This window comes from Selenomonas sp. F0473 (assembly GCF_000315545.1).
Lineage (GTDB): Bacteria > Bacillota > Negativicutes > Selenomonadales > Selenomonadaceae > Centipeda.
Map to the genome: position 1 here is coordinate 106598 of NZ_JH992902.1, position 19316 is coordinate 125913.

The following is a 19316-nucleotide window of genomic DNA, read 5'->3' on the forward strand; positions in this document are numbered from 1 at the left end:
ATGTTATGAAGAAGAAATGGGGAAAGCGACTTTTCGTCGGCGCGCTCTTGTCGACAATGTTCTTGCTGCCGGGAGGAAACGCCGAGGCGGGGATTCTGGGGAACATGATTCGCGCTTTGATGGTTGTCGACGAGGAGGACGAAAAGTCCGAAATCATCGAGCATCTGGTCATTGTCCATACGGGTAAGAAACGCGCTGTCCTCGATACGGCGGGGAACGTCGTTGTTCCGCCTATTTATGATAAAATCCGCTTTGACAGCGCGGGATTTATTCATGTCACGGATAAAAAAATCTGCGGCGTTCTGCGTGCGGACGGAACGGTCTTGATTCCGGTTGCGTACGAGAGCGTCGGGGATGCCAAGGAAGGGCGCTTTATCGTATACGACAAGAAGAGCGGCCGTTACGGCGCCTACGACGAGGAGGGGAGCGTCGTCGTTCCGATCGAGCAGCGCGAGATGTATTCTTATTGCGAAGGCCTTGCCAGTGTGTGCCGACCGGATAAAACGTGGACGTTTGTCGACCCGGAGGGGAATTTCCTGCCCCTGCATTATCGGGGAACAAACCATTTTTCGGAGGGACTGGCGGCGGTCAAGGACGATACGAACCGCTACGGCTATATCGATAAGACGGGGACGCCGGTCATTCCGTGCGTCTATGCGGAGGCGCGTCCGTTTTCGGACGGATTGGCGATTGTAAGGGACGGTACGAGACGTTACGGCTATATCGATAAGACAGGCGCGCAGGTTGTTCCCTGCGCGTATACGGAAGCGCGGGAGTTTTCCAACGGCTACGCGGCCGTACAAAAGAATCACGGCGCGATTGCGCGCCCTGACTGGGGATTCGTTGACCGAACGGGAACGGAGGTAATCAAACCGCAGTTTTACTATGTCGATCACGACTTTACGGAGGATGGGCGCGCGATTGTCAGCGACGATGAGTTTGCGCACTTTATCGACGCGACGGGGGCGGCGCTTTGGCCGTCGGCATACGATCGCATGGAGCCCTATAAGGACGGGCTTGCCGCGGTATATAACCGCGTCGGAACCTATAGCTTCAACGCGATTTCGACCATGTCGGTCGGCAGCAAGTGGGATAAGATCTACGACGATAAGATTTTCACAAGCATCGACCACGACGTCTTAAAGCGCGGATACGTCGATGCCGCGGGGAAAGAAGTCATTTCGACGAAGAACGACTATGTGAGCCCTTTTGACAAGAACGGTCTTTCCTATGTCATGACAAAGGGGAAGTGGGGCGTCATGGACAGAACGGGCGCTTATGTGATCGCACCGCAGTATGAAAGAATCTATCCGCTGAGCGAAGGCCTTTTCGCGGTGCGCCTCAACGATCAATGGGGCTTTATCGACGGCGCGGGCGGCGCTGTTATCCCGCCGACGTACGATCAAGTCGTGAGCTTCGGCGAAGGCGCGGCGAGCGTATGTAAGGATGGAACGTGGCATGTGATTGACAAAGAGGGCAAAGATCTTTTGACGCTGCCCGACGGCGTGACGGATCTCGGCCCCTTTGCCGCGGGACTGATGCCGGTGCGGGTCGGTAAACTGTGGGGCTATATGAATCATGCAGGTGACTTTGTCGTTGCGCCCGCGTATGATGCCGTGGACATTTTCCGAACGAAAGAGAGAGCGTTGCTTCCGACGGATGATAAATAATAAGCGGTCTGCCGCGGAGGGAAGGGAGGTCGACGATGCGCGAAAAAATAACGCTCGGCATTGAGACGAGCTGCGACGAGACGTCTGCAGCGGTGCTGCGCGGTGCGCGCGAACTCCTGTCCTGTGTGATCGCGACGCAGATTCCCATTCATCGGAAATACGGCGGCGTTGTGCCCGAAATCGCCTCGCGCAACCATATCCTGAGCATCCTGCCCGTCGTTGACCAAGCGGTCAAAGAGGCGGGTATCAAACGCTCGGATATCGATCAAGTTGCCGTGACCTATGGCCCGGGGCTCGTCGGCGCCCTTCTCGTCGGCGTGTCGGCGGCAAAATCGCTCGCGTTTTCGCTTGGCGTTCCGCTCATCGGCGTGAACCATCTTGAGGGGCATATCTTTGCGAATTTCCTCGAGACGAAAGAACTCGCGCCGCCCTTCATGGCCCTCGTCGTCTCGGGCGGACATACGGCGCTTGTCGACGTCGCGGATTACGAGACGTTTCGTCTGATGGGAAAGACGCGCGACGACGCGGCGGGTGAGGCGTTCGACAAGGTTGCGCGCGTGATGGACCTGCCGTACCCCGGCGGCCCCGAGATCGATAAACTCGCGCGGGAGGGCAACCCGCATGCCGTAGATTTCCCGCGCGCACTCGCGCAGGAGGGGAACTACGAGTTCAGTTTCAGCGGCTTGAAATCTGCCGTGCTGAACCATATCAACAGCGAGCGGATGAAAGGGCATGAGCCGAATAAGGCGGACATTGCAGCATCGTTCCAGGCTGCGGTTGTCGAGGTGCTCGCGCACAAGGCCTTCGAGGCCATCCGAGAAGCGGGACGCGATACGCTCGTTCTTGCGGGCGGCGTCGCGGCGAATGCGGCGCTCGAAAAACGTCTGCGAGAGACTGCAGCGGAGCGCGGCATCCGCTATCTCTATCCGTCGCCGCGCCTTTGCACGGACAACGCCGCGATGATCGCCTGCCGCGGCGCCTACCAAGCGGCGGCGGGGCGTTACAGCGACCTTTATTTGAATGCGGTGCCGGGGCTGGATTTTGTATCGGCATAAACGAGGTTGTAGTCGGTGTGTGAACGTGCGTCGCGCATCGACTTTTTTCGATTGGTTCATAGGATTATTTTATAGGAGCGTGTACGATATATGTTGTAAGAATGAGAGAGATTCGCTATAATGAAACTCATCGTATACGATACGCGGTGTGGGTATGGGGGCGTACGTATACCGGCCTATGTGTTCGAGGAGTTTTCCAAGAAATTTTTGGGACGGCTCTTATTTTATGTTATACACGAAGGGGGATTTTTATGAGTCAACAGGGCGGAGGGGCACAGGAGGCCATGCAGAAATTCGGCCGGTTCCTGTCCGGAATGGTCATGCCGAATATCGGCGCATTTATCGCGTGGGGATTCCTCACGGCGCTATTCATCCCGACCGGATGGATGCCGAACGAGACGCTCGCGCAGGTCGGCGGTCCTATGAGCAAATGGCTGATTCCGCTGCTCATCGGATTTACCGGCGGCTTTGCCGTCAACGGACACCGCGGCGGCGTCATGGGTGCGATTGCGACCTCGGGCGTGATCGCGGGTTCCGATATCCCGATGTTCCTCGGGGCGATGATCATGGGGCCGTTGGGCGGCGTGATCATCAAGAAATTTGACAATGCCGTCCGCGACAGTATACCGGGCGGCTTTGAGATGCTCGTCAACAACTTCTCGCTCGGCATTCTCGGCGGCCTTCTAGCGATCCTCGCGTTCGAGGTCGTAGGACCGATCGTCAGCGCCGCGAACGACATCCTCCGCTCCGGCGTCGAGGGAATCGTCGCGGCGGGGCTTCTGCCGCTGGCATCCATCATCATCGAGCCGGCCAAGGTGCTTTTCCTCAACAACGCGCTCAACCACGGCGTGCTGAGTCCGCTCGGCATCCAGCAGGCACAGGAGTTCGGCAAATCCGCATTCTTCCTGCTCGAAGCGAACCCGGGCCCCGGCTTTGGGATACTGATCGCGTATTGGCTCTTCGGAAAGGGCATGGCGAAGTCGTCCTCGCCGGGCGCGATGATCATCCACTTCCTCGGGGGGATCCACGAAATCTATTTCCCGTATATTCTCATGAAGCCGATCCTCATCGTCGCGGCGATCGCAGGCGGCATGTCCGGCGTCTTTACGCTCGTTATGCTGAACGGCGGCCTGATCGCGCCGGCCTCTCCCGGCTCGATCTTTGCGATTATCGCCATGACGCCGAGCGGCTCTGCGCTTTTTGCAAACCTCTCGGCCGTTGCCGTAGCGACGGCGGTGTCCTGTGCGGTCGCGTCCGTCTTTATCAAGATGTCCAAAGATGTCGACGACGAATCGCTTGAGACGGCGCGTGAAAACATGGCGGACATGAAGAATCGCGGCAGGGATCTCCCGATGGAGAAGAAGGTTTCGGGCAAGGATCTGAAGGTCATTGTCTACGCCTGCGACGCGGGGATGGGCTCGTCGGCGCTCGGCGCGGCGGCACTGCGCAAGAAGCTCAAGAAGGACGGATATACCGATATCTCGGTCACAAACTGTGCGATCGGGGCGATCCCGAGCGAGGCGCAGCTCGTTATCTCGCATGAAAAACTTGCGGAGCGTGCGCTTGCGGATTCACCGCAGGCAGAGCACATTTGGGTGCGCGACTTCACGCAGAACAACGTGTACGAAATCGTCACCGAGCGGTTGAAGGCTGCCGCCGTCGGCACATCGGCACCGGCAGAAGAGGAAGCCTCTGCGGAGCCAAGGATCGGCGCGGGCGTTCTCCTCAAAGAGAACATCAAGGTCGGACTTCCGAGCGTCAGCCGTGAAAACGCCGTTGCGGAGGCGGGAAAACTGCTCGTCGCGGGCGGCTATGTCGGCGAAGCCTATGTGCAGGGGATGCTCAACCGCGAGAAGGACATTTCGACCTATATCGGCAAGGGCATTGCGATACCGCACGGCGAGAATGCCGTCAAGAGTGCGATCAAAAAGACAGGCATCGTCATCCTCCAATATCCCGAAGGGGTAAAGTTCGGCGACGAGACCGCGCACCTCGTGATCGGCATCGCCGGCATGGGCAACGACCATCTCGCCATCCTCGCGAATATCGCCACAATGATCGGTGATTACAGCGACGAGCAGCTCGAGGCGCTCTTTACGACGAAAAATGCGGACGATCTCTATGCCGCGTTCATGCGGGAGGACTGAGAGGAGTTTCCTATGAAACAGGCACTTCATTTCGGCGGCGGCAATATCGGCCGCGGCTTTATCGGCGAGCTGCTTGTCCGTTCGGGCTATGAAGTCACGTTTGTCGATGTGGCGGAGGCGCTCGTCGACGAGATCAACGCGCGCCGCGCCTATGATATCGAGATCGTCGGAGACGCGCCGCAGCGCATTCATGTGGAGCATGTCAAGGCGATCAACAGCAATACGAGTCTTGCGCCTCTGCTGGATGCCTTTGTGACGGCCGATATCGTGACGACCGCCATCGGTCCGAATATCCTCAAATTTATCGCGCCGAACATCGCGAAGGGGCTCGCGCACCGTCTTGAAAAGAACGAGGCGCCGCTCAACATCATCGCGTGCGAAAACATGGTCGGCGGTTCGACCGTACTCAAAAATTTCGTTTACGAGCATCTCTCGGACGAGGTGAAGGCAAAAGCGGACCGCTGTATCGGCTTCCCGGATGCGGCTGTCGACCGTATTGTGCCGATCCAGCACAACGAGGATCCGCTGCTTGTCAAGGTCGAGCCCTTTGCAGAGTGGGACGTCGATCGGAAGGGGGCGGCCGGAGAACCGCCCGCCATCGAGGGGCTGACGTGGGTGGACAACCTCGCGGCATATATCGAGCGTAAACTCTTCTCCGTCAATACGGGGCACGCCTCTATCGCCTACATGGCCTATCTGAAGGGCATCGAGGATATTGCCGCCGCCATGCGCGACGAGGAGATCGTCTCCTTCGTCCGGCGTGTCTGGGCGGAGACGAGCGAGCTCCTCATCGAGAAATATGGATTTGACCGCGAAAAACATGCGGCATATATCAGAACGGCGGAAGAGCGGTTCAAGAATCCACATCTTTCCGACGCTGTGACGCGCGTTGCCCGCGGACCGAAACGTAAACTTGGCGCACAGGACCGCCTCGTATCTCCCGCCGTCCAACTGGTGCGGATGGGGAAACGGCCGGACGCCCTTGCGACCGTGATTGCCGCCGCTCTCCGGTTCGACTACGCGGACGATCCCGAAGCGGTCGAGGTACAGGATTATGTGAAAGCGCACGGCTTCGATGCGGCGCTCACACACTTCACCGAGATCCCCGCAGGCTCAGAGCTGTTCGGCCTCATCGTGGAGAAGAACGCGGCGCTGAACGCATAACGCCGGTACAAAATTACATAAAGGCCTCTGCATCAGCGCGGTGCAGAGGCCTTTTTATGTGTTGTCGGTTTTCATTCTTTGGCATATAATGGAGAAAACATGAATGAGGAGCGAATGCAGATGAACTATCGTAAACTAGGCAATCTCACCGTCTCGTCCGTGGGGCTTGGCTGTATGGGCATGAGCCATGCCTATGGCGCGCCGGCGGATAAAAAGGAGATGCGCGAGCTGATTGCGGCGGCAGTCGATATGGGGGTTACGCATTTCGACACGGCGGAGGTCTACGGTTCGTCCGACGATCCGCATGACAACGAGCGGCTCCTCGGTGCGGCGCTCGCTCCATATCGGGAGAAGGTCGTCATCGCGTCGAAGTTCGGCGTCTCGTTCGATATGTCGCTCCTCAAGGAGGGGCGCAGCCCGATCGTGACGGACGCGCGGCCGGAAGTGATTCGTTCCTCTGTCGAAGGTTCGCTGCGGCGCCTCGGGACGGATCATATTGATCTCTACTATCAGCACCGCGTCGATCCGAAGGTGCCCGTCGAAGAGGTTGCCGGCGTCATGGGAGAGCTCATACGGGAGGGGAAGATTCTCTACTGGGGCATCTCCGAGGCAACGGAGAACGATATTCGCCGCGCACATGCGGTCTGCCCGCTGACGGCAGTACAGAACCGCTACTCTATGATGGCGCGCGGTTATGAACGTCTCTTCCCGGTGCTCGAGGAGCTCGGCATCGGCTTCGTCGCCTTCTCTCCGCTGGCAAACGGCGTTTTAACGGGGGCGTACGGTAAGGGCGACATATTCGATGCGAAGCTCGATATGCGCGCGCGGATGCCGCAGTTCACACCCGAGGCGATGGAGCGGAATGCGGAGCTGCTCGCGCTCCTGCGGAACCTCGCGGAGGGAAGGAGCGCGACGAGTGGGCAGATCGCGCTCGCGTGGATGCTCTGCAAGAAACCGTACGTCGCGCCTATCCCGGGCACGCGGAAAATCTCGCGGCTTAAAGAGAATGCAGGAGCCGCAGAGATCGTCCTCTCCGCCGCAGAGGTCGCCGCCATCGACGAGCAACTGTCGCGTGTGCCGATGTCCGCCGTATTCGGCGGGTCGGGATCCTAATATCAAGAAGAAAAATATTGATAAATCGGGGCTGCCGCACTTGCACATGTGTGCAAGCGTAACGGCCCTTTTTAATTTATGAATACCCTTCAATATTGATATAGAATACAACTATAAAATAGACCTATATAAAATATGTATTCCTTTTTTCTTGAAGAACATGGTAAAATAAATTAAAGTTATGGAAGGGATAATCTATGGTTGAAATCCGATTTAACGGCGTCGGGCAGTCATTTGAAGGGCGAGAAGTGCTGCGGGACGTCACCCGTAACTTTGTCGGCGGACGGATAACGGCGGTTGCGGGCCCGAACGGCAGCGGGAAGTCGACGCTGCTCCGCCTTGCGGCGCGGCTGATGATACCGACGTCGGGACGGGTCGAGACATTTCTTGACGGGGCGGAGGTCACCGGTGCGGCGTACCGTGTGCTGATTGGGATGGCAACGCCGGAGATGGAACTCTATACGCGTCTGACGGTGCGCGAAAATCTCGCTTTTCTGCTTGGGGCGCGCGGCGTTTCTGTGGAGGAATCGGCTCTGCAAGATCTGCTCGCGCGTATCGGGCTTTCGACGGAAGTCTTGTCTCGTCCGGCAGGACAGCTCTCCACGGGGATGCGTCAGCGCGTGCGGCTCGCGGTGCTCTTCGGCACCGATACGGATGTATGGCTGCTCGATGAGCCGGGGCTGGCGCTTGACAAGGCGGGATGCGCTCTTCTCAGAGAGGAAGTCCGCCATGCCGCCGCGCGCGGCCGGCTCATCCTGTGGGCGACAAACGACCGTGCGGAGAAGGAGGCGGCGGATGCGTGCATCGATCTTTGAGGCAACACGCCGTGTCGCCTACAAGGAACTCCTCGACGGTGTGCGTCACCGCGCAGGCTATGTGACGATGGGCATGTTCGCCCTCACTGTCATCGCCTTTATGAGTATGTCGCTTGCAGGCGATATGCCGGATGCGCGGCAGTCGGCGACGCTCTACTGGATCGTACTCTTCTTCGCGGCAACACTCCAAGGGGAACGCCTCTTTGCAGAGGAGGCTGCGGCAGGAACGCTTCTCTTCCTGCGGATCTATGTTCCGGCACAGGCGGTGCTCTTTGGCAAGATGGCGGCACACCTTGTCACACTGTTGATTCTTTCCGTTATCATTATGCCGTTCGTCATCGTCTTAATGGATGCGATGTTTATGCTCGATACGGCATTTCTCGCTGTCCTCCTGCTCGCGCTTTGGGGGATGGCGGCGGCAGATACCCTCCTCGCGGCGGTTGCCGCGTCTGCAAGCGTGCGCGGAGGTCTCGTGCCGGTGCTGCTACTGCCGTCGATGCTCCCCATTCTCCTGACTGCGATTGCCATTACAGCGGGAGAGGACGAGGGAGTACTGCTCGGCGGTATCCTCATCTACGATATGGCGCTTACGGTTGGGGCGTCGCTCCTGTTCGACTATCTATGGATTGAAAGCTAGGGGGAAGGGGGATATCGATGCTCAAAGGAGCCATCGGCATCTTAACGGCTGCCGCTCTCTATGCCGTGTTCTTCGTCGTTCCTCCGGCGGAGAGACTGGGCGAGTACGTGCGCATTGCATTCTTCCACATCCCCGTCGCGTGGGTCTCGGTCATCGCGTTTTTCTATGCCGCGTACCGCGGCGGGCGCTATCTGCGGACACGCGATCTTAAACACGATGCTGCGAGCGCGCGCGCAGCCGTACTTGGGCTCATCTTCACGCTCCTCGCGACAGGGAGCGGGGCGATTTTTTCAAAACTGACGTGGGGCGCGTACTGGAATTGGGATCCGCGGCAGACGACGATCTTCATCCTGCTCCTCATCTACGGCGCCTATCTGACGCTGCGCATGACGATGCGGGAGGAACGCGCGCGGGCGTCCGCATCGGCGGTCTATGCGCTCTTTTCCTTTCTCTCGGTTCCGTTCCTCGTATTCATTCTGCCGCGTATGTTCTTCTCGCTGCACCCGTCGCCCGTCATCAACGGCGCGGGACAGCTCGATATGGACCGCGTTATGCTTGCCGTGTTGATGCTTTGTCTTGTGGATGTAACGCTTATATTTGCCTGGCTGATGAAACGGAGGCCGTCATGAATCGTACCTATCTATTTATCGGGCTCATTCTTGCCTTTATCGGATGCCGGCTATTTCTTTGCGGACTCCGTGACGCCCTACGTCGGTATCGCAGAGGCGCGTGCGGTGGCGCGCAACGTGCAGGTCAAGGGCCTGCCGGATAAATCGGTCGCGGCGCATATGGAGGACGAGACGTTCGTGTTCTCCATCGCCGACGAGGAGACGGGCGAAACGATGCTCGTGCGCTATAAGGGCGTCAAGCCCGACACGTTCGACGAGGCGTATCACATCGTCGCCATCGGCAAATATGCGGACGGCAGCTTCAATGCGGACAAACTGCTGATCAAATGTCCCTCCAAATATGAATCCCAGAAGGGCAAGGTAAACGTATGATCGGTACCGTGTTTCTCGCCGGTGTGCTCCTTTCGGCGCTCGGTGCAGCCGTGTGTGACGCGCAGGGAAAGCATCGCGCGAGCGATATCTGCGCGTATCTCGCGGGACTCTTAGCGCTCGGCGCGGCGGCCGCGCTCCTCGCCGCGATTCTCACGGATGACTTCGGCTATGCCTACGTCGTGAGCTACTCGTCCATCGCGCTGCCGCTGCTCTACAAGGTATCGGCATTTTGGGCGGGGCAGCAGGGCTCCTTCCTTCTCTGGCTCCTCATTCACGCCGTCGTCGGCGTGATCATTGTGCGGCAGGGGCGTATGGGGACGTTCGGGCGCATTGTCTATCAGCTGCTGACGGCGCTGCTCGTCTTCCTCGTGCTGATCAAAAGTCCCTTCGCGTATGCGGAGACGATGGTCTCCGACGGCAACGGGATGAATCCGCTCCTGCAAGACCCGTGGATGGCGGTACATCCGCCGATCATTTTCGTCGGCTACGCGCTGCTCGCCGTGCCGTTCGCCTACTCGATCGAGAGCATGCTGAAGGCGCCCGCAGACGGCAATTTCCTCGCCCCTATGCGGCGTTGGGCGCTCGTCGCGTGGGCGTTCCTCGGCGCCGGCATCTTCATCGGCGGCTACTGGGCGTACAAGGTGCTCGGCTGGGGCGGCTACTGGGGCTGGGATCCCGTGGAGAACTCCTCCCTCGTGCCGTGGCTGCTCGCCTGCGTGCTCATCCATCTGATCTCTGTGGCGCGTGAGCGGCGCGGGGCATACTATCTCGTACATCTGGCGGCGATATTCTCCTACGCGTTCGTCCTCTACGGCACGTTCCTCACGCGCAGCGGCATCCTCGGCGACTTCTCCGTGCACTCGTTCGCGGGATCGGACATCGGGTTCTACATCGCGCTCGCGAACGGATTGGTGCTCCTCGCGGGACTCGGCATTCTCGCCGCACGGATCGAGCGCCTGCCGAAGGGGGCCGTCTACGGCGCGCACAAGAGCCGTGCATTTCTGATCCTCCTCGGTATGTTGCTGCTCGTCTTCATCACGGCGATCGTATTCTTCGGCATGTCGATGCCGCTCATCTCGGGACTGATCGGGGAGAGCGCAGCGGTCGATACGGGGTACTATGTGCGGACGACGCTGCCGATCGCCGTCGTGCTTGCCCTGCTGATGGGGGGCGGCGTACTCCTGCCGCGCACGGAGGGGGGGCTCGTTCGTCCCCCGTGGATCTTTGCCGCAGCCGTGCTCGGCGGCATCGCCGCAGGAGTCGCCGGCGTCACCGAGGCGGCCGCCGTGGTTCTCGCCGCGTTCGGGCTCTTTGCAGCGGCAGCGGCATGCGCCGCATTCCGTGGGCGGCGGCTTGGTCTTGGCGGGATGCTCGCCCACGTCGGCGCGGGACTCGCGCTCCTTGCTTTTGTCCTGTCGGGGAGCGGCAGTCAAACGATGACCGTGACGCTGACCCCCGATGTGCCGCAGGAAATCTACGGGCACACTGTCCTTTACCGCGGACAGGAATTCGCCGAGAGCGGCGGGGAAAAATCCTATCTCTACGAGGTGGACGGCGCGGCGTGTGAGGCGGTGACGAAACTCCGCGCGAACGGCGAAGATGCGGCGCGGGAACCTGCGATCGCGCGGACGCTCTCGGGCGATCTCTACATCGCCCCGACGCCGACCGCAGCGGAGCGGGACGAGATGATCCTGCACCGCGGCAGGACCGCGATGGGCGTGAACGATTATGCCTACCGCTATGAGGACATCAGCTACGAGCCGCAGGGCGGCGGCAAGACCCTCGTCACCGCGGATGTCGCCGTGACGGACGGCGAGACGGTCGAGACGGCGCAGCCCTCGATCCTCGCCACAGAGCGCGGCGGCACCTCGCGTCCCGTCGATGTGATGGACGGAAAATTCCGCATCCGTCTCACAGGCGTCTCTGGCGACGATCGCGACATCCGGCTCGAGCTGCTGCCGGCACGCGCGGAGGAGGCTGCGCTGCCCGTTACCGCGGCGGTCAGTACGAAGCCCGGCATCTCGCTGCTCTGGCTCGCCTGCATGCTCGTCACCGCGGGCGGCATCGCGGCGGCACTGCGGATGCCGCGCGGCAAAGGAGGTGGATCGCAGCGTGATTCCCAGGAATAAAACAGAAGGGAGGAAGGAAACATGAATCTAAAGCAGCTTTTGGAGCGGCATACGCTACGCTGCATCATCGGCGGATTTGCCCTCGGGCTGATCGTCGTCGCGGGCGGCATGCTCATGGACAAGGCGTCGGCCTCGCCCGCATTCTGCGGTATGTGCCACGCGATGCAGCATGAAGCCGCGACGCACGCCGTGTCCTCACACCAAAAGATTGCCTGCGTGGAATGCCATCTGCCGCATGATAACATCGCCGTCTATTACTTTGAAAAGGGAAAGACGGGCATGCACGACACGCTCCATCAGGTACTCGACGACTATCCCGTACACATCAAGATCTCCGATCACGGCCGGGATATCGTCAACGACAACTGTCTGCGCTGCCACGAGACCACCATGAGCGCCGTGTGCGTAGATCAGGGCAAAGACGGCAGCGCGACCTGTACGAAGTGTCACAGCCGCATTCCGCATGGTTCCAATCCTTTGGAAGGGGGGATAAGAGTTGAGTAACAGACAGAAAATCATCGCGGGCATGGCCGGGCTCTGCGCCCTGTTCTTTGGATTCGTCGCCGTGCGTATCGGCGCGCAGCCGAACGATACGAGTGTGAAGCTCGTCCAGATTTCCAAGGAGAACAACGCGCAGATTGGCAAGGAAGCGTACAAGGAAGCCTACCCGCTGCAGTACAACTCGTTCATGAAGAACAACGACGAGTCGCCGTCCCCCACGGGTTACGGCGGCAGCATGGAGGGGAACTCGCATCTCGAACATCAGCCCGAAATGGTCGAGAACTTCAAGGGGTACAAGTTCGCCATCCAGTATGACGACGACCGCGGACATACCTATGCGGGCTACGATCTCCTGCATTCGAAGCGTCTGCCGGGGCAGAAGGGCAGCTGTATCGTCTGCAAAGGCTCCTACATGTATGACGTCTGCTTCAAGGAGGACGGCTGGGCGTTTGCCTCCAAGCCGTTCCCCGAGGTCGCGGAGAACATCGCGGACGATCAGTGGTTCGGCTGCTCGAGCTGCCACGATCCCGACACGATGGAGCTGCGCGTCTATCAGCAGGGCTTCATCGAGTCGATGGCAAAGCGCGGCATCGATGTGAACGCCGCGAGCCACAACGAGATGCGCGCCTACGTCTGCGCACAGTGCCATACGGAGTATTACTTCACGGCGGAGGACGGACGCGTCGCGCATCCCTATGAGAACGGCTTCGACGCCGAGGACGAGTACCGGTACTATCAGTCCGGCCAGGCGGGCGGATTCAAACGCGACTGGGTGCATGCCGATTCCAAGGCACAGATGCTCAAGGCGCAGCATCCGGACTTCGAGTCGTGGGCGACCAGCGTGCACGCGGATGCGGGCGTCACCTGCGTGGACTGCCATATGCCCTATATGCGTGACGGCGGCAAGAAGTACACGTCGCACTGGATGACGAGTCCGCTCAAAACGACGAAGGAATCCTGCCTCAAGTGTCACGACGAGAGCGAGGAGACGCTCGTCGCACGCGTGAAGACCATCCATGACAATACGTTCCGGCTCCAGCGCATCGCGGGACAGACCGTCGCGAAGGCACATCTAACGATCAAGGCCGCGATGGACGCGGGCGTGCCCGACGCCGCGCTTGAGGATGCGCGGGCAAAAGTGCGCGAGGCACAGTGGTACTGGGATTGGGTCGCCGCAGAGAACGGCGTCGGCTTCCATAACCCGGATAAAATGACGCGTACCGCGGGTCTTGCGATCGATCTCGCACATCAGGCGATCGAGTCCGCAGAAGCGGCGCGGTATGGATTTCAACCGCTCTAAGGATATATGAACGCAACAAAAAAAGAATCGCCGCGGCGATTCTTTTTTTGTGTGTGATTACACCATTCCGCTCATCCAGATGAGACGCAGGCCGAGCGCGAACATAGCTGCGGAGAGGAGGACGAGGATCACGGCGGATTTGGTCTTTTTTGAAAGCGCGGCGCCGATCTGCGCGCCGACGGCCGCGCCGACGGAGATGCAGACGGCGGGCGTCCAGATCACGTGCCCCAGCCATACGTGGCTGATCACGCCGAACGCGGCGGACGCCGCGAGAACGAAATGAGACGTCGCCGTCGCCATGTGCACGGGAAAGCCGAAGAGATAGACCATCAGCGGCACATGGATCACGCCGCCGCCGATACCGAAGATACTCGAGAGGAAGCCGACCCCCGTACTCGAGGCAATGCCGAGCGAACGGTTGAATGCAAATCCCGCGGGCAGATCGTGGACATCCGCGTGTTTCTTATGCGTCGCGTTCCAGAACATGATACCCGCCATGATGAGCAGGAACGCGCCGAACGACGCGTAGAGCATCGGCCCGGTGAAGTCGTCGACGATATACGAGCCGAGGAACGCGCCGGGCAGCGTCGCGAGCGCGAACGGCACGGCGGCGGGGAAGAAGACGCGCTGCTGCCGGACGTACGCCATCGTCCCGGAGAGCGCATTGGCAAGTACGATCACGAGCGAGGTCCCCGTGATCTGCGCCGCCGTGTGAAAATACGGATAGATTCCGCCGTCCGATAGGAAGAAGATGAAAATCGGCACACAGATCAAACCGCCGCCGATGCCGACGAGCGTTCCGAACGTCCCGACAAACACGCCGAGCACGAGAAAGAGAAGGATGTCCAACCCCATAAAAATACCTCCTAAAATATCGACTTATTGCTCATTATAGCACAGCGGAAGCGTTAGACAATAGGGGAGAATTATGGTAATATAACAAAAAAAAGAAGCCGAGTTATTATTTTTAGGATTTCTTTAGGAGGGCTTCTTTGCGGTTTTAGAAGGGAAGGAGGGCAGACGAAAACTTTATTGGAAAGGCCGTTCGTATATCTTTGTGTATTGTAAGGAAAGAAGTGACAAGCAATGGTTACATTTCTTGGCGCGCTCGCAACGCTGATTTTGGGCTATCTGATCTACGGCACCATCGTAGACAAGGTATTCGGCCGCACGGGGGAAACCGCGCCTGCCGTCCGGCTGGAGGACGGCGTGGATTACATCCCGCTTCCCACGTGGAAGGTATTCCTCATTCAGCTCCTCAACATCGCGGGACTGGGACCTATCTTCGGCGCGCTTGCAGGCGCGCTCTGGGGGCCGAGCGTTTACCTGTGGATCGTCTTCGGAAGCATCTTCGCGGGCGGTGTGCACGATTATCTTTCGGGCATGATTTCATTCCGTGAGGACGGTAAGAGTCTCTCGGAGATCGTCGGGAAGAATTTGGGCAATATCATGCTCCAGATCATGCGCATTTTCTCCATCGTCCTGCTCGTCCTCGTCGGCGTCGTCTTTATGACGGGACCGGCGATGCTCCTCTCGAAGCTGACGGGGCTCCAGGTGCTCCTATGGCTCGCGGTTATCTTCACCTATTACACACTTGCGACGCTTCTGCCGATCGACAAGATCATCGCGCGGTTCTATCCGCTTTTCGGCATCTGCCTCATCGTCATGGCGCTCGGCATCATGGGCGGCATGCTCTTCGGCGTCGGCGGACATACGATGCCCGAGATGACGCTCGAGAACCTGCATCCGAAAAACCTGCCCATCTGGCCGCTGCTGTTCATTACCGTTGCATGCGGCGCCGTGTCCGGCTTCCATGCGACCCAGTCGCCGATCATGGCGCGCTGTCTCAAGGATGAGAAGATGGGACGTCCCGTATTTTACGGCGCAATGATTGCCGAGGGCATCATCGCGCTCTGTTGGGCGGCTGCGGGCGTGACCTTCTATGACGGTACGGCGGGACTTGGCGCCGCGCTCAAGGAGGCCGGCCCCGGCGGCGTCGTCTACGATATCTGCGTCGGATTCATGGGGGCGATCGGCGCCGGCGGCGTGAGTATCGGCGCGATCCTTGCCATGCTCGGCGTGATTGCCTGCCCCATTACATCCGGCGATACGGCGTTCCGCTCCGCGCGTCTGACCCTTGCCGACTGGCTGAACATCCCGCAGAAAGAGGCGGCGAAACGCCTCGTGATCGCCGTCCCGATGCTCGGCATCGGACTCGTCCTCTCGCAGATGGATTTTACCATCATCTGGCGGTACTTCTCGTGGGCGAACCAGACGCTCGCTATGATTACGCTTTGGATGGGGACGGCGTATCTCTATCTGCATAAACCGGGCTCCTATGCTTATATCGTCGCCATGCTGCCGGCTATCTTCATGTCGGCCGTTACGACGACATACATCCTTCAGGCACCCGAGGGATTCGGCCTGCCGACCGACATCACCTATCCCGCCGGCATCGGCTTCGCCGTATTGTTCACCGCGCTCTTCTTCCGCGCGTATATTCTCAGGAAGAGAACAATCTGACGGCAACGATACGGTCTGATAGAAAGCCGTCGTATAATTGCGGCGGTTTTCTATTGCAAGTATGCGGATAAACATGATACAATAATTCCATCCTATGAACGGGGACGAATCTTATTTGCACAGCGATAAGGAGGAAATATTTACATGGCAAGCAGCGAAGAGAAAGATTTGCAGGACAAGGTAAAAAAGAGCGCCGCGGCGCCGGAGACGCCTGTCCCGGAGGGCGGAGCGAAGGCGGAGAAATTCAAGACCTTCCTCAAAGAGAACGACATCAACTTCTTTGAATCGCAGACGCTCGCGGATGAGTTCCATACGACGATCTTCCGCTCGCGCATCGAGGCGAAGGGGCAGATCATGCCGATGGCGATCTTCATCGACGACAGCATCTTCACCATCATTCGCACCCAGGTTGCCACGGGCATCAACGCGAAGAATGTCGCGCGCATCAAGGACCACCTCAACGCGTTGAACGCGGAGTACAAGATCTTTAAGTACTATCTGCGTGAGGACGGCAACATCTATCTCGATATCTGCGTTCCGTTTGTCGACGAGACTTTCGATAGCCGGATGATCCAGACCCTCCTGCCGATCCTCGTACAGCAGCTCGAGACCGTTTACGAAGATCTTATGGCGGTTGTTTGGGCAAAAAAATAGAAGCCGCGCTATAATAACGTTCGATAGGGCTAAGATATGAACGCGCATGCCGCATTTATACCTTAGTCTTTTTTATGCAAAATATTCACAGTCCGGTCATACGCTCCCTTGATTTCTTTTTCAAATCTCAGTACAATAAATGGCGGAAACGGGGGAATGGCATGAACTTCAAGAAAATTATCGGCGGGCGTCAGTTCTGGACGTTGATCGCCGTGCTTGCCATTCTTCTCGGCGCGCTGCTCATCCTTTGGAAACCGGAGGAACAGGCGCAGGCGGTGCGGCTCCCGCATGCCGAGGACGATACGCAGGTGGTCGTGCTGAACTATCATATGGTCAACTCCATGTTCATCTCCCTCGCCGTTGAACCGGAAGATTTTGACTGGCAGATGAAATACCTTGTCGAGCACGGTTATCATACGATCACGCCCGACGAACTTTACGACTACCTCGCAGGGACGGGGACGCTGCCCGATCGTCCCGTCCTCATCACATTCGACGACGGCTATGTCGACAACTATACGACGGCGTATCCCATTTTAAAAAAATATAACCTCAAGGCGACCATCTTCGTCGTCACGGGGTTCCTCAGCAAGCGCAAGGGCTATCTCACGTGGGATCAGCTGCGCGAGATGGAACAGCACGGCATTACGATAGAGTCGCACACCGTGACGCACGCCCCGCTTCCCGAGCTCCCGGACGACAAGATCCGCGAGGAGCTCGTCGACTCGAAACGGCAGGCGGAAAAAGAACTCGGGCATCCGGTTGAGTTTATCGCATACCCCACGGGCGTCCACGATCTCCATATCGCACAGATGGCGCGGGAGGCCGGGTATAAGGGCGGGTTTACCGTCAAATACAGCGACGTCGATCGGAACAGCAATGTGTTCGCGATGGAGCGCGTGCCCATCTTCCGTACGGCGAATACGAACAAAGACTTTACGGATCGTCTGCGCTACACGTCGAACATGACGCAGTTCGGCTGGACTCGAAATTAGTGAGAAATATTCCCGATATTCAAAATAAAAACATAAAACTATAAATTTTACTTTTAAAAAGTATAACCTTATGGTATAATAACATCGTTGCATCTGATAGAGGAGTTATATGCGAGGGAACACGGATACTCGTCCTCCTGTATCGGGTCAAGATATTTCTTTGACGGCGGGAAAGTCCCGCAAGGAGGATTAGCATGAAGAAGACTTTAGTAGCCGCTCTTGCAGCTGCGCTGACGGTCGGCGCGGCTTCGACGACGTTTGCGGCCGCGAATCCGTTCTCGGATGTGCCCCGCGATCACTGGGCATACGACGCCGTGACGCAGCTCGCTGCCGACGGCGTTGTCGAGGGCTACGGCGACGGCACGTTCCGCGGCGACCGCAACATCACGCGTTACGAGATGGCGCAGATGGTTGCAAAGGCAATGGCAAAGGGCGATATGTCCGCGTCGGACCGCGCGCTCGTCGACCGCCTTGCCGCCGAGTTCGCGGATGAGCTCAACAACCTCGGCGTCCGCGTTTCGAACCTCGAGCGCAATGCCGATATGGTGAAGTGGAACGGACGCCTCCGTTACACCTACACGAGCAACCGCCACGATGCGAATCACAGCAAGGTAAACAACGACGGACTGCTGTTCCGACTCGAACCGTCGGCAGAGGTCAACAGCCATTGGCACGTCAAGGCGCGTCTCGATGCGACGGCGAACATGAAGAATGATACCAGCAGCGATGTTTCGCTGAAGCGCGCTTATGCGCAGGGCGACTATACGAACTTCCAGGTGAAACTCGGTAAGATCGGCCTTGCCTCTCCCGAGAACAAAGTCCATCCGGGCTCCGGCTGCCTCCTCACCGATGAGAGCGCAAAGTTCTCGGGCGCCGAGGTCACGTTCGGCAATAAGTTGCAGGCAACCGTACAGGCAGGCCGTTACGCCTATGATTCGAAGACCATCTACGGCAGTTCCGTAAAGCCTCTCCCGAAACTCTCCAATGAGACGGCGAACTATCAGTCGATCGATCTCAAGTATATGGCCGGCAATGTGTCGCTCGGCGCGGGATACTTCCATCTCGGATCGATGCAGTTCGTGGGCCGCGGGATCGGAACGCAGCCGTATGCAAGCGGCAGCAACGATGCCAAGGATGCGAATATCTGGCGCGTTTTCGCCGGGTATCGTTTCGACAAGAACAATGCCCTCGGCGGTTCTTATGCCAGCAATACAAAGGCGGACAATTACAAGAACGCTTACACCGTCGAGTATGACTACAAGGGGGCAAAGGCTTCCGATCAGGGATCATGGGGCGCGTATGTCGCGTACCGCAAGCTCGGCGCTTTCGCGGCGATTGCCCCGACGACGGACGGCGCGGGATACAACCAGAAGGGCGTCGAGGTCGGTTTCGACTACGTTCCGCTCAAAAATGTCGTTTTGAAAGCAAAGTATTTCAACGGCAAGGACATGTATGTCCCCGCAGGCAGCGACGATAAGGTGCAGAATCTCTTCGGGCGCGTAGAGTTCCTGTTCTAATCGAATCTGATGCTCACAGCAGAAAAGCCCAAGGCATCCGAGCGGTGCCGCGGGCTTTTTGATTTGAAATATAAAGAGGGGATCGGAATTTAATG

Annotated in this window: 16 protein-coding genes and 1 pseudogene; 16 read left to right on the plus strand and 1 reads right to left on the minus strand. The window is 58.5% G+C overall.

Annotation, left to right across the window (positions count from 1 at the left end):
* Positions 1 to 5: 5 nt before the first annotated feature.
* From HMPREF9161_RS00525 to HMPREF9161_RS00580, 12 genes and pseudogenes are all read left to right on the plus strand, one after another.
* On the plus strand, positions 6 to 1670 hold the full coding sequence (locus HMPREF9161_RS00525) for a WG repeat-containing protein (RefSeq protein WP_009727711.1): 1665 nt from the start codon (positions 6 to 8) through the stop codon (positions 1668 to 1670).
* A gap of 35 nt (positions 1671 to 1705) precedes the next feature.
* Complete coding sequence (gene tsaD, locus HMPREF9161_RS00530; RefSeq protein ID WP_009727712.1) at positions 1706 to 2725, plus strand: tRNA (adenosine(37)-N6)-threonylcarbamoyltransferase complex transferase subunit TsaD; 1020 nt, start codon at positions 1706 to 1708, stop codon at positions 2723 to 2725.
* A 251-nt stretch (positions 2726 to 2976) separates the two neighbouring features.
* A complete protein-coding gene (locus HMPREF9161_RS00535) occupies positions 2977 to 4872 on the plus strand; it encodes a PTS mannitol transporter subunit IICBA (protein WP_009727714.1) in 1896 nt (631 codons plus the stop codon).
* A gap of 12 nt (positions 4873 to 4884) precedes the next feature.
* Positions 4885 to 6036 (plus strand): mannitol-1-phosphate 5-dehydrogenase, encoded by a 1152-nt coding sequence (locus HMPREF9161_RS00540; RefSeq protein ID WP_009727715.1) that lies wholly within the window; start codon positions 4885 to 4887, stop codon positions 6034 to 6036.
* A gap of 120 nt (positions 6037 to 6156) precedes the next feature.
* On the plus strand, positions 6157 to 7149 hold the full coding sequence (locus HMPREF9161_RS00545; protein WP_009727716.1) for an aldo/keto reductase: 993 nt from the start codon (positions 6157 to 6159) through the stop codon (positions 7147 to 7149).
* 197 nt (positions 7150 to 7346) lie between these two features.
* On the plus strand, positions 7347 to 7964 hold the full coding sequence (locus tag HMPREF9161_RS00550; RefSeq protein ID WP_009727717.1) for an ATP-binding cassette domain-containing protein: 618 nt from the start codon (positions 7347 to 7349) through the stop codon (positions 7962 to 7964).
* Positions 7945 to 8601, plus strand: a complete 657-nt coding sequence (locus HMPREF9161_RS00555) for a heme exporter protein CcmB (RefSeq protein WP_009727718.1) — start codon at positions 7945 to 7947, stop codon at positions 8599 to 8601. Before HMPREF9161_RS00550 ends, HMPREF9161_RS00555 begins: the two co-directional genes overlap by 20 nt.
* A 17-nt stretch (positions 8602 to 8618) precedes the next feature.
* A complete protein-coding gene (gene ccsA / locus HMPREF9161_RS00560; RefSeq protein WP_009727719.1) occupies positions 8619 to 9230 on the plus strand; it encodes a cytochrome c biogenesis protein CcsA in 612 nt (203 codons plus the stop codon).
* A pseudogene (locus HMPREF9161_RS00565) lies at positions 9227 to 9602 on the plus strand (cytochrome c maturation protein CcmE). The gene ccsA (HMPREF9161_RS00560) and the pseudogene HMPREF9161_RS00565 overlap by 4 nt, the downstream one beginning before the upstream one ends.
* A complete protein-coding gene (gene ccsA / locus HMPREF9161_RS00570) occupies positions 9599 to 11731 on the plus strand; it encodes a cytochrome c biogenesis protein CcsA (protein ID WP_009727721.1) in 2133 nt (710 codons plus the stop codon). The pseudogene HMPREF9161_RS00565 and the gene ccsA (HMPREF9161_RS00570) overlap by 4 nt, the downstream one beginning before the upstream one ends.
* 21 nt (positions 11732 to 11752) lie before the next feature.
* The gene (locus HMPREF9161_RS00575) at positions 11753 to 12235 is read left to right on the plus strand and encodes a NapC/NirT family cytochrome c (protein ID WP_009727722.1); all 483 of its coding nucleotides are present in this window, start codon (positions 11753 to 11755) and stop codon (positions 12233 to 12235) included.
* On the plus strand, positions 12228 to 13532 hold the full coding sequence (locus tag HMPREF9161_RS00580; RefSeq protein WP_009727723.1) for an ammonia-forming cytochrome c nitrite reductase subunit c552: 1305 nt from the start codon (positions 12228 to 12230) through the stop codon (positions 13530 to 13532). Before HMPREF9161_RS00575 ends, HMPREF9161_RS00580 begins: the two co-directional genes overlap by 8 nt.
* A 57-nt stretch (positions 13533 to 13589) precedes the next feature.
* On the opposite strand, the gene HMPREF9161_RS00585 is transcribed toward HMPREF9161_RS00580, so the two are convergent.
* On the minus strand, positions 13590 to 14387 hold the full coding sequence (locus tag HMPREF9161_RS00585; protein ID WP_009727724.1) for a sulfite exporter TauE/SafE family protein: 798 nt from the start codon (positions 14385 to 14387) through the stop codon (positions 13590 to 13592).
* A gap of 231 nt (positions 14388 to 14618) precedes the next feature.
* Between HMPREF9161_RS00585 and HMPREF9161_RS00590 the strand changes: the two genes are divergently transcribed.
* The 4 genes from HMPREF9161_RS00590 to HMPREF9161_RS00605 all read left to right on the plus strand — a co-directional run bounded on the left by HMPREF9161_RS00590 (position 14619) and on the right by HMPREF9161_RS00605 (position 19221).
* Positions 14619 to 16055 (plus strand): carbon starvation protein A, encoded by a 1437-nt coding sequence (locus HMPREF9161_RS00590; RefSeq protein WP_009727725.1) that lies wholly within the window; start codon positions 14619 to 14621, stop codon positions 16053 to 16055.
* Positions 16056 to 16199: 144 nt separating this feature from the next.
* Complete coding sequence (locus HMPREF9161_RS00595) at positions 16200 to 16709, plus strand: YbjN domain-containing protein (protein WP_009727726.1); 510 nt, start codon at positions 16200 to 16202, stop codon at positions 16707 to 16709.
* 161 nt (positions 16710 to 16870) lie between these two features.
* Positions 16871 to 17704 (plus strand): polysaccharide deacetylase family protein, encoded by an 834-nt coding sequence (locus HMPREF9161_RS00600; protein ID WP_009727727.1) that lies wholly within the window; start codon positions 16871 to 16873, stop codon positions 17702 to 17704.
* Between the two features lie 194 nt (positions 17705 to 17898).
* The gene (locus HMPREF9161_RS00605; protein ID WP_009727728.1) at positions 17899 to 19221 is read left to right on the plus strand and encodes an S-layer homology domain-containing protein; all 1323 of its coding nucleotides are present in this window, start codon (positions 17899 to 17901) and stop codon (positions 19219 to 19221) included.
* The last annotated feature ends 95 nt before the right edge of the window (positions 19222 to 19316 follow it).

Coding starts and splice junctions, on each gene's coding strand:
- HMPREF9161_RS00525 (WP_009727711.1), top strand. CDS start 6: ATGAAGAAGAAATGGGGAAAGCGACTTTTCGTCGGCGCGCTCTTGTCG.
- tsaD (WP_009727712.1), top strand. CDS start 1,706: ATGCGCGAAAAAATAACGCTCGGCATTGAGACGAGCTGCGACGAGACG.
- HMPREF9161_RS00535 (WP_009727714.1), top strand. CDS start 2,977: ATGAGTCAACAGGGCGGAGGGGCACAGGAGGCCATGCAGAAATTCGGC.
- HMPREF9161_RS00540 (WP_009727715.1), top strand. CDS start 4,885: ATGAAACAGGCACTTCATTTCGGCGGCGGCAATATCGGCCGCGGCTTT.
- HMPREF9161_RS00545 (WP_009727716.1), top strand. CDS start 6,157: ATGAACTATCGTAAACTAGGCAATCTCACCGTCTCGTCCGTGGGGCTT.
- HMPREF9161_RS00550 (WP_009727717.1), top strand. CDS start 7,347: ATGGTTGAAATCCGATTTAACGGCGTCGGGCAGTCATTTGAAGGGCGA.
- HMPREF9161_RS00555 (WP_009727718.1), top strand. CDS start 7,945: ATGCGTGCATCGATCTTTGAGGCAACACGCCGTGTCGCCTACAAGGAA.
- ccsA (WP_009727719.1), top strand. CDS start 8,619: ATGCTCAAAGGAGCCATCGGCATCTTAACGGCTGCCGCTCTCTATGCC.
- ccsA (WP_009727721.1), top strand. CDS start 9,599: ATGATCGGTACCGTGTTTCTCGCCGGTGTGCTCCTTTCGGCGCTCGGT.
- HMPREF9161_RS00575 (WP_009727722.1), top strand. CDS start 11,753: ATGAATCTAAAGCAGCTTTTGGAGCGGCATACGCTACGCTGCATCATC.
- HMPREF9161_RS00585 (WP_009727724.1), bottom strand. CDS start 14,387: ATGGGGTTGGACATCCTTCTCTTTCTCGTGCTCGGCGTGTTTGTCGGG.
- HMPREF9161_RS00590 (WP_009727725.1), top strand. CDS start 14,619: ATGGTTACATTTCTTGGCGCGCTCGCAACGCTGATTTTGGGCTATCTG.
- HMPREF9161_RS00595 (WP_009727726.1), top strand. CDS start 16,200: ATGGCAAGCAGCGAAGAGAAAGATTTGCAGGACAAGGTAAAAAAGAGC.
- HMPREF9161_RS00600 (WP_009727727.1), top strand. CDS start 16,871: ATGAACTTCAAGAAAATTATCGGCGGGCGTCAGTTCTGGACGTTGATC.
- HMPREF9161_RS00605 (WP_009727728.1), top strand. CDS start 17,899: ATGAAGAAGACTTTAGTAGCCGCTCTTGCAGCTGCGCTGACGGTCGGC.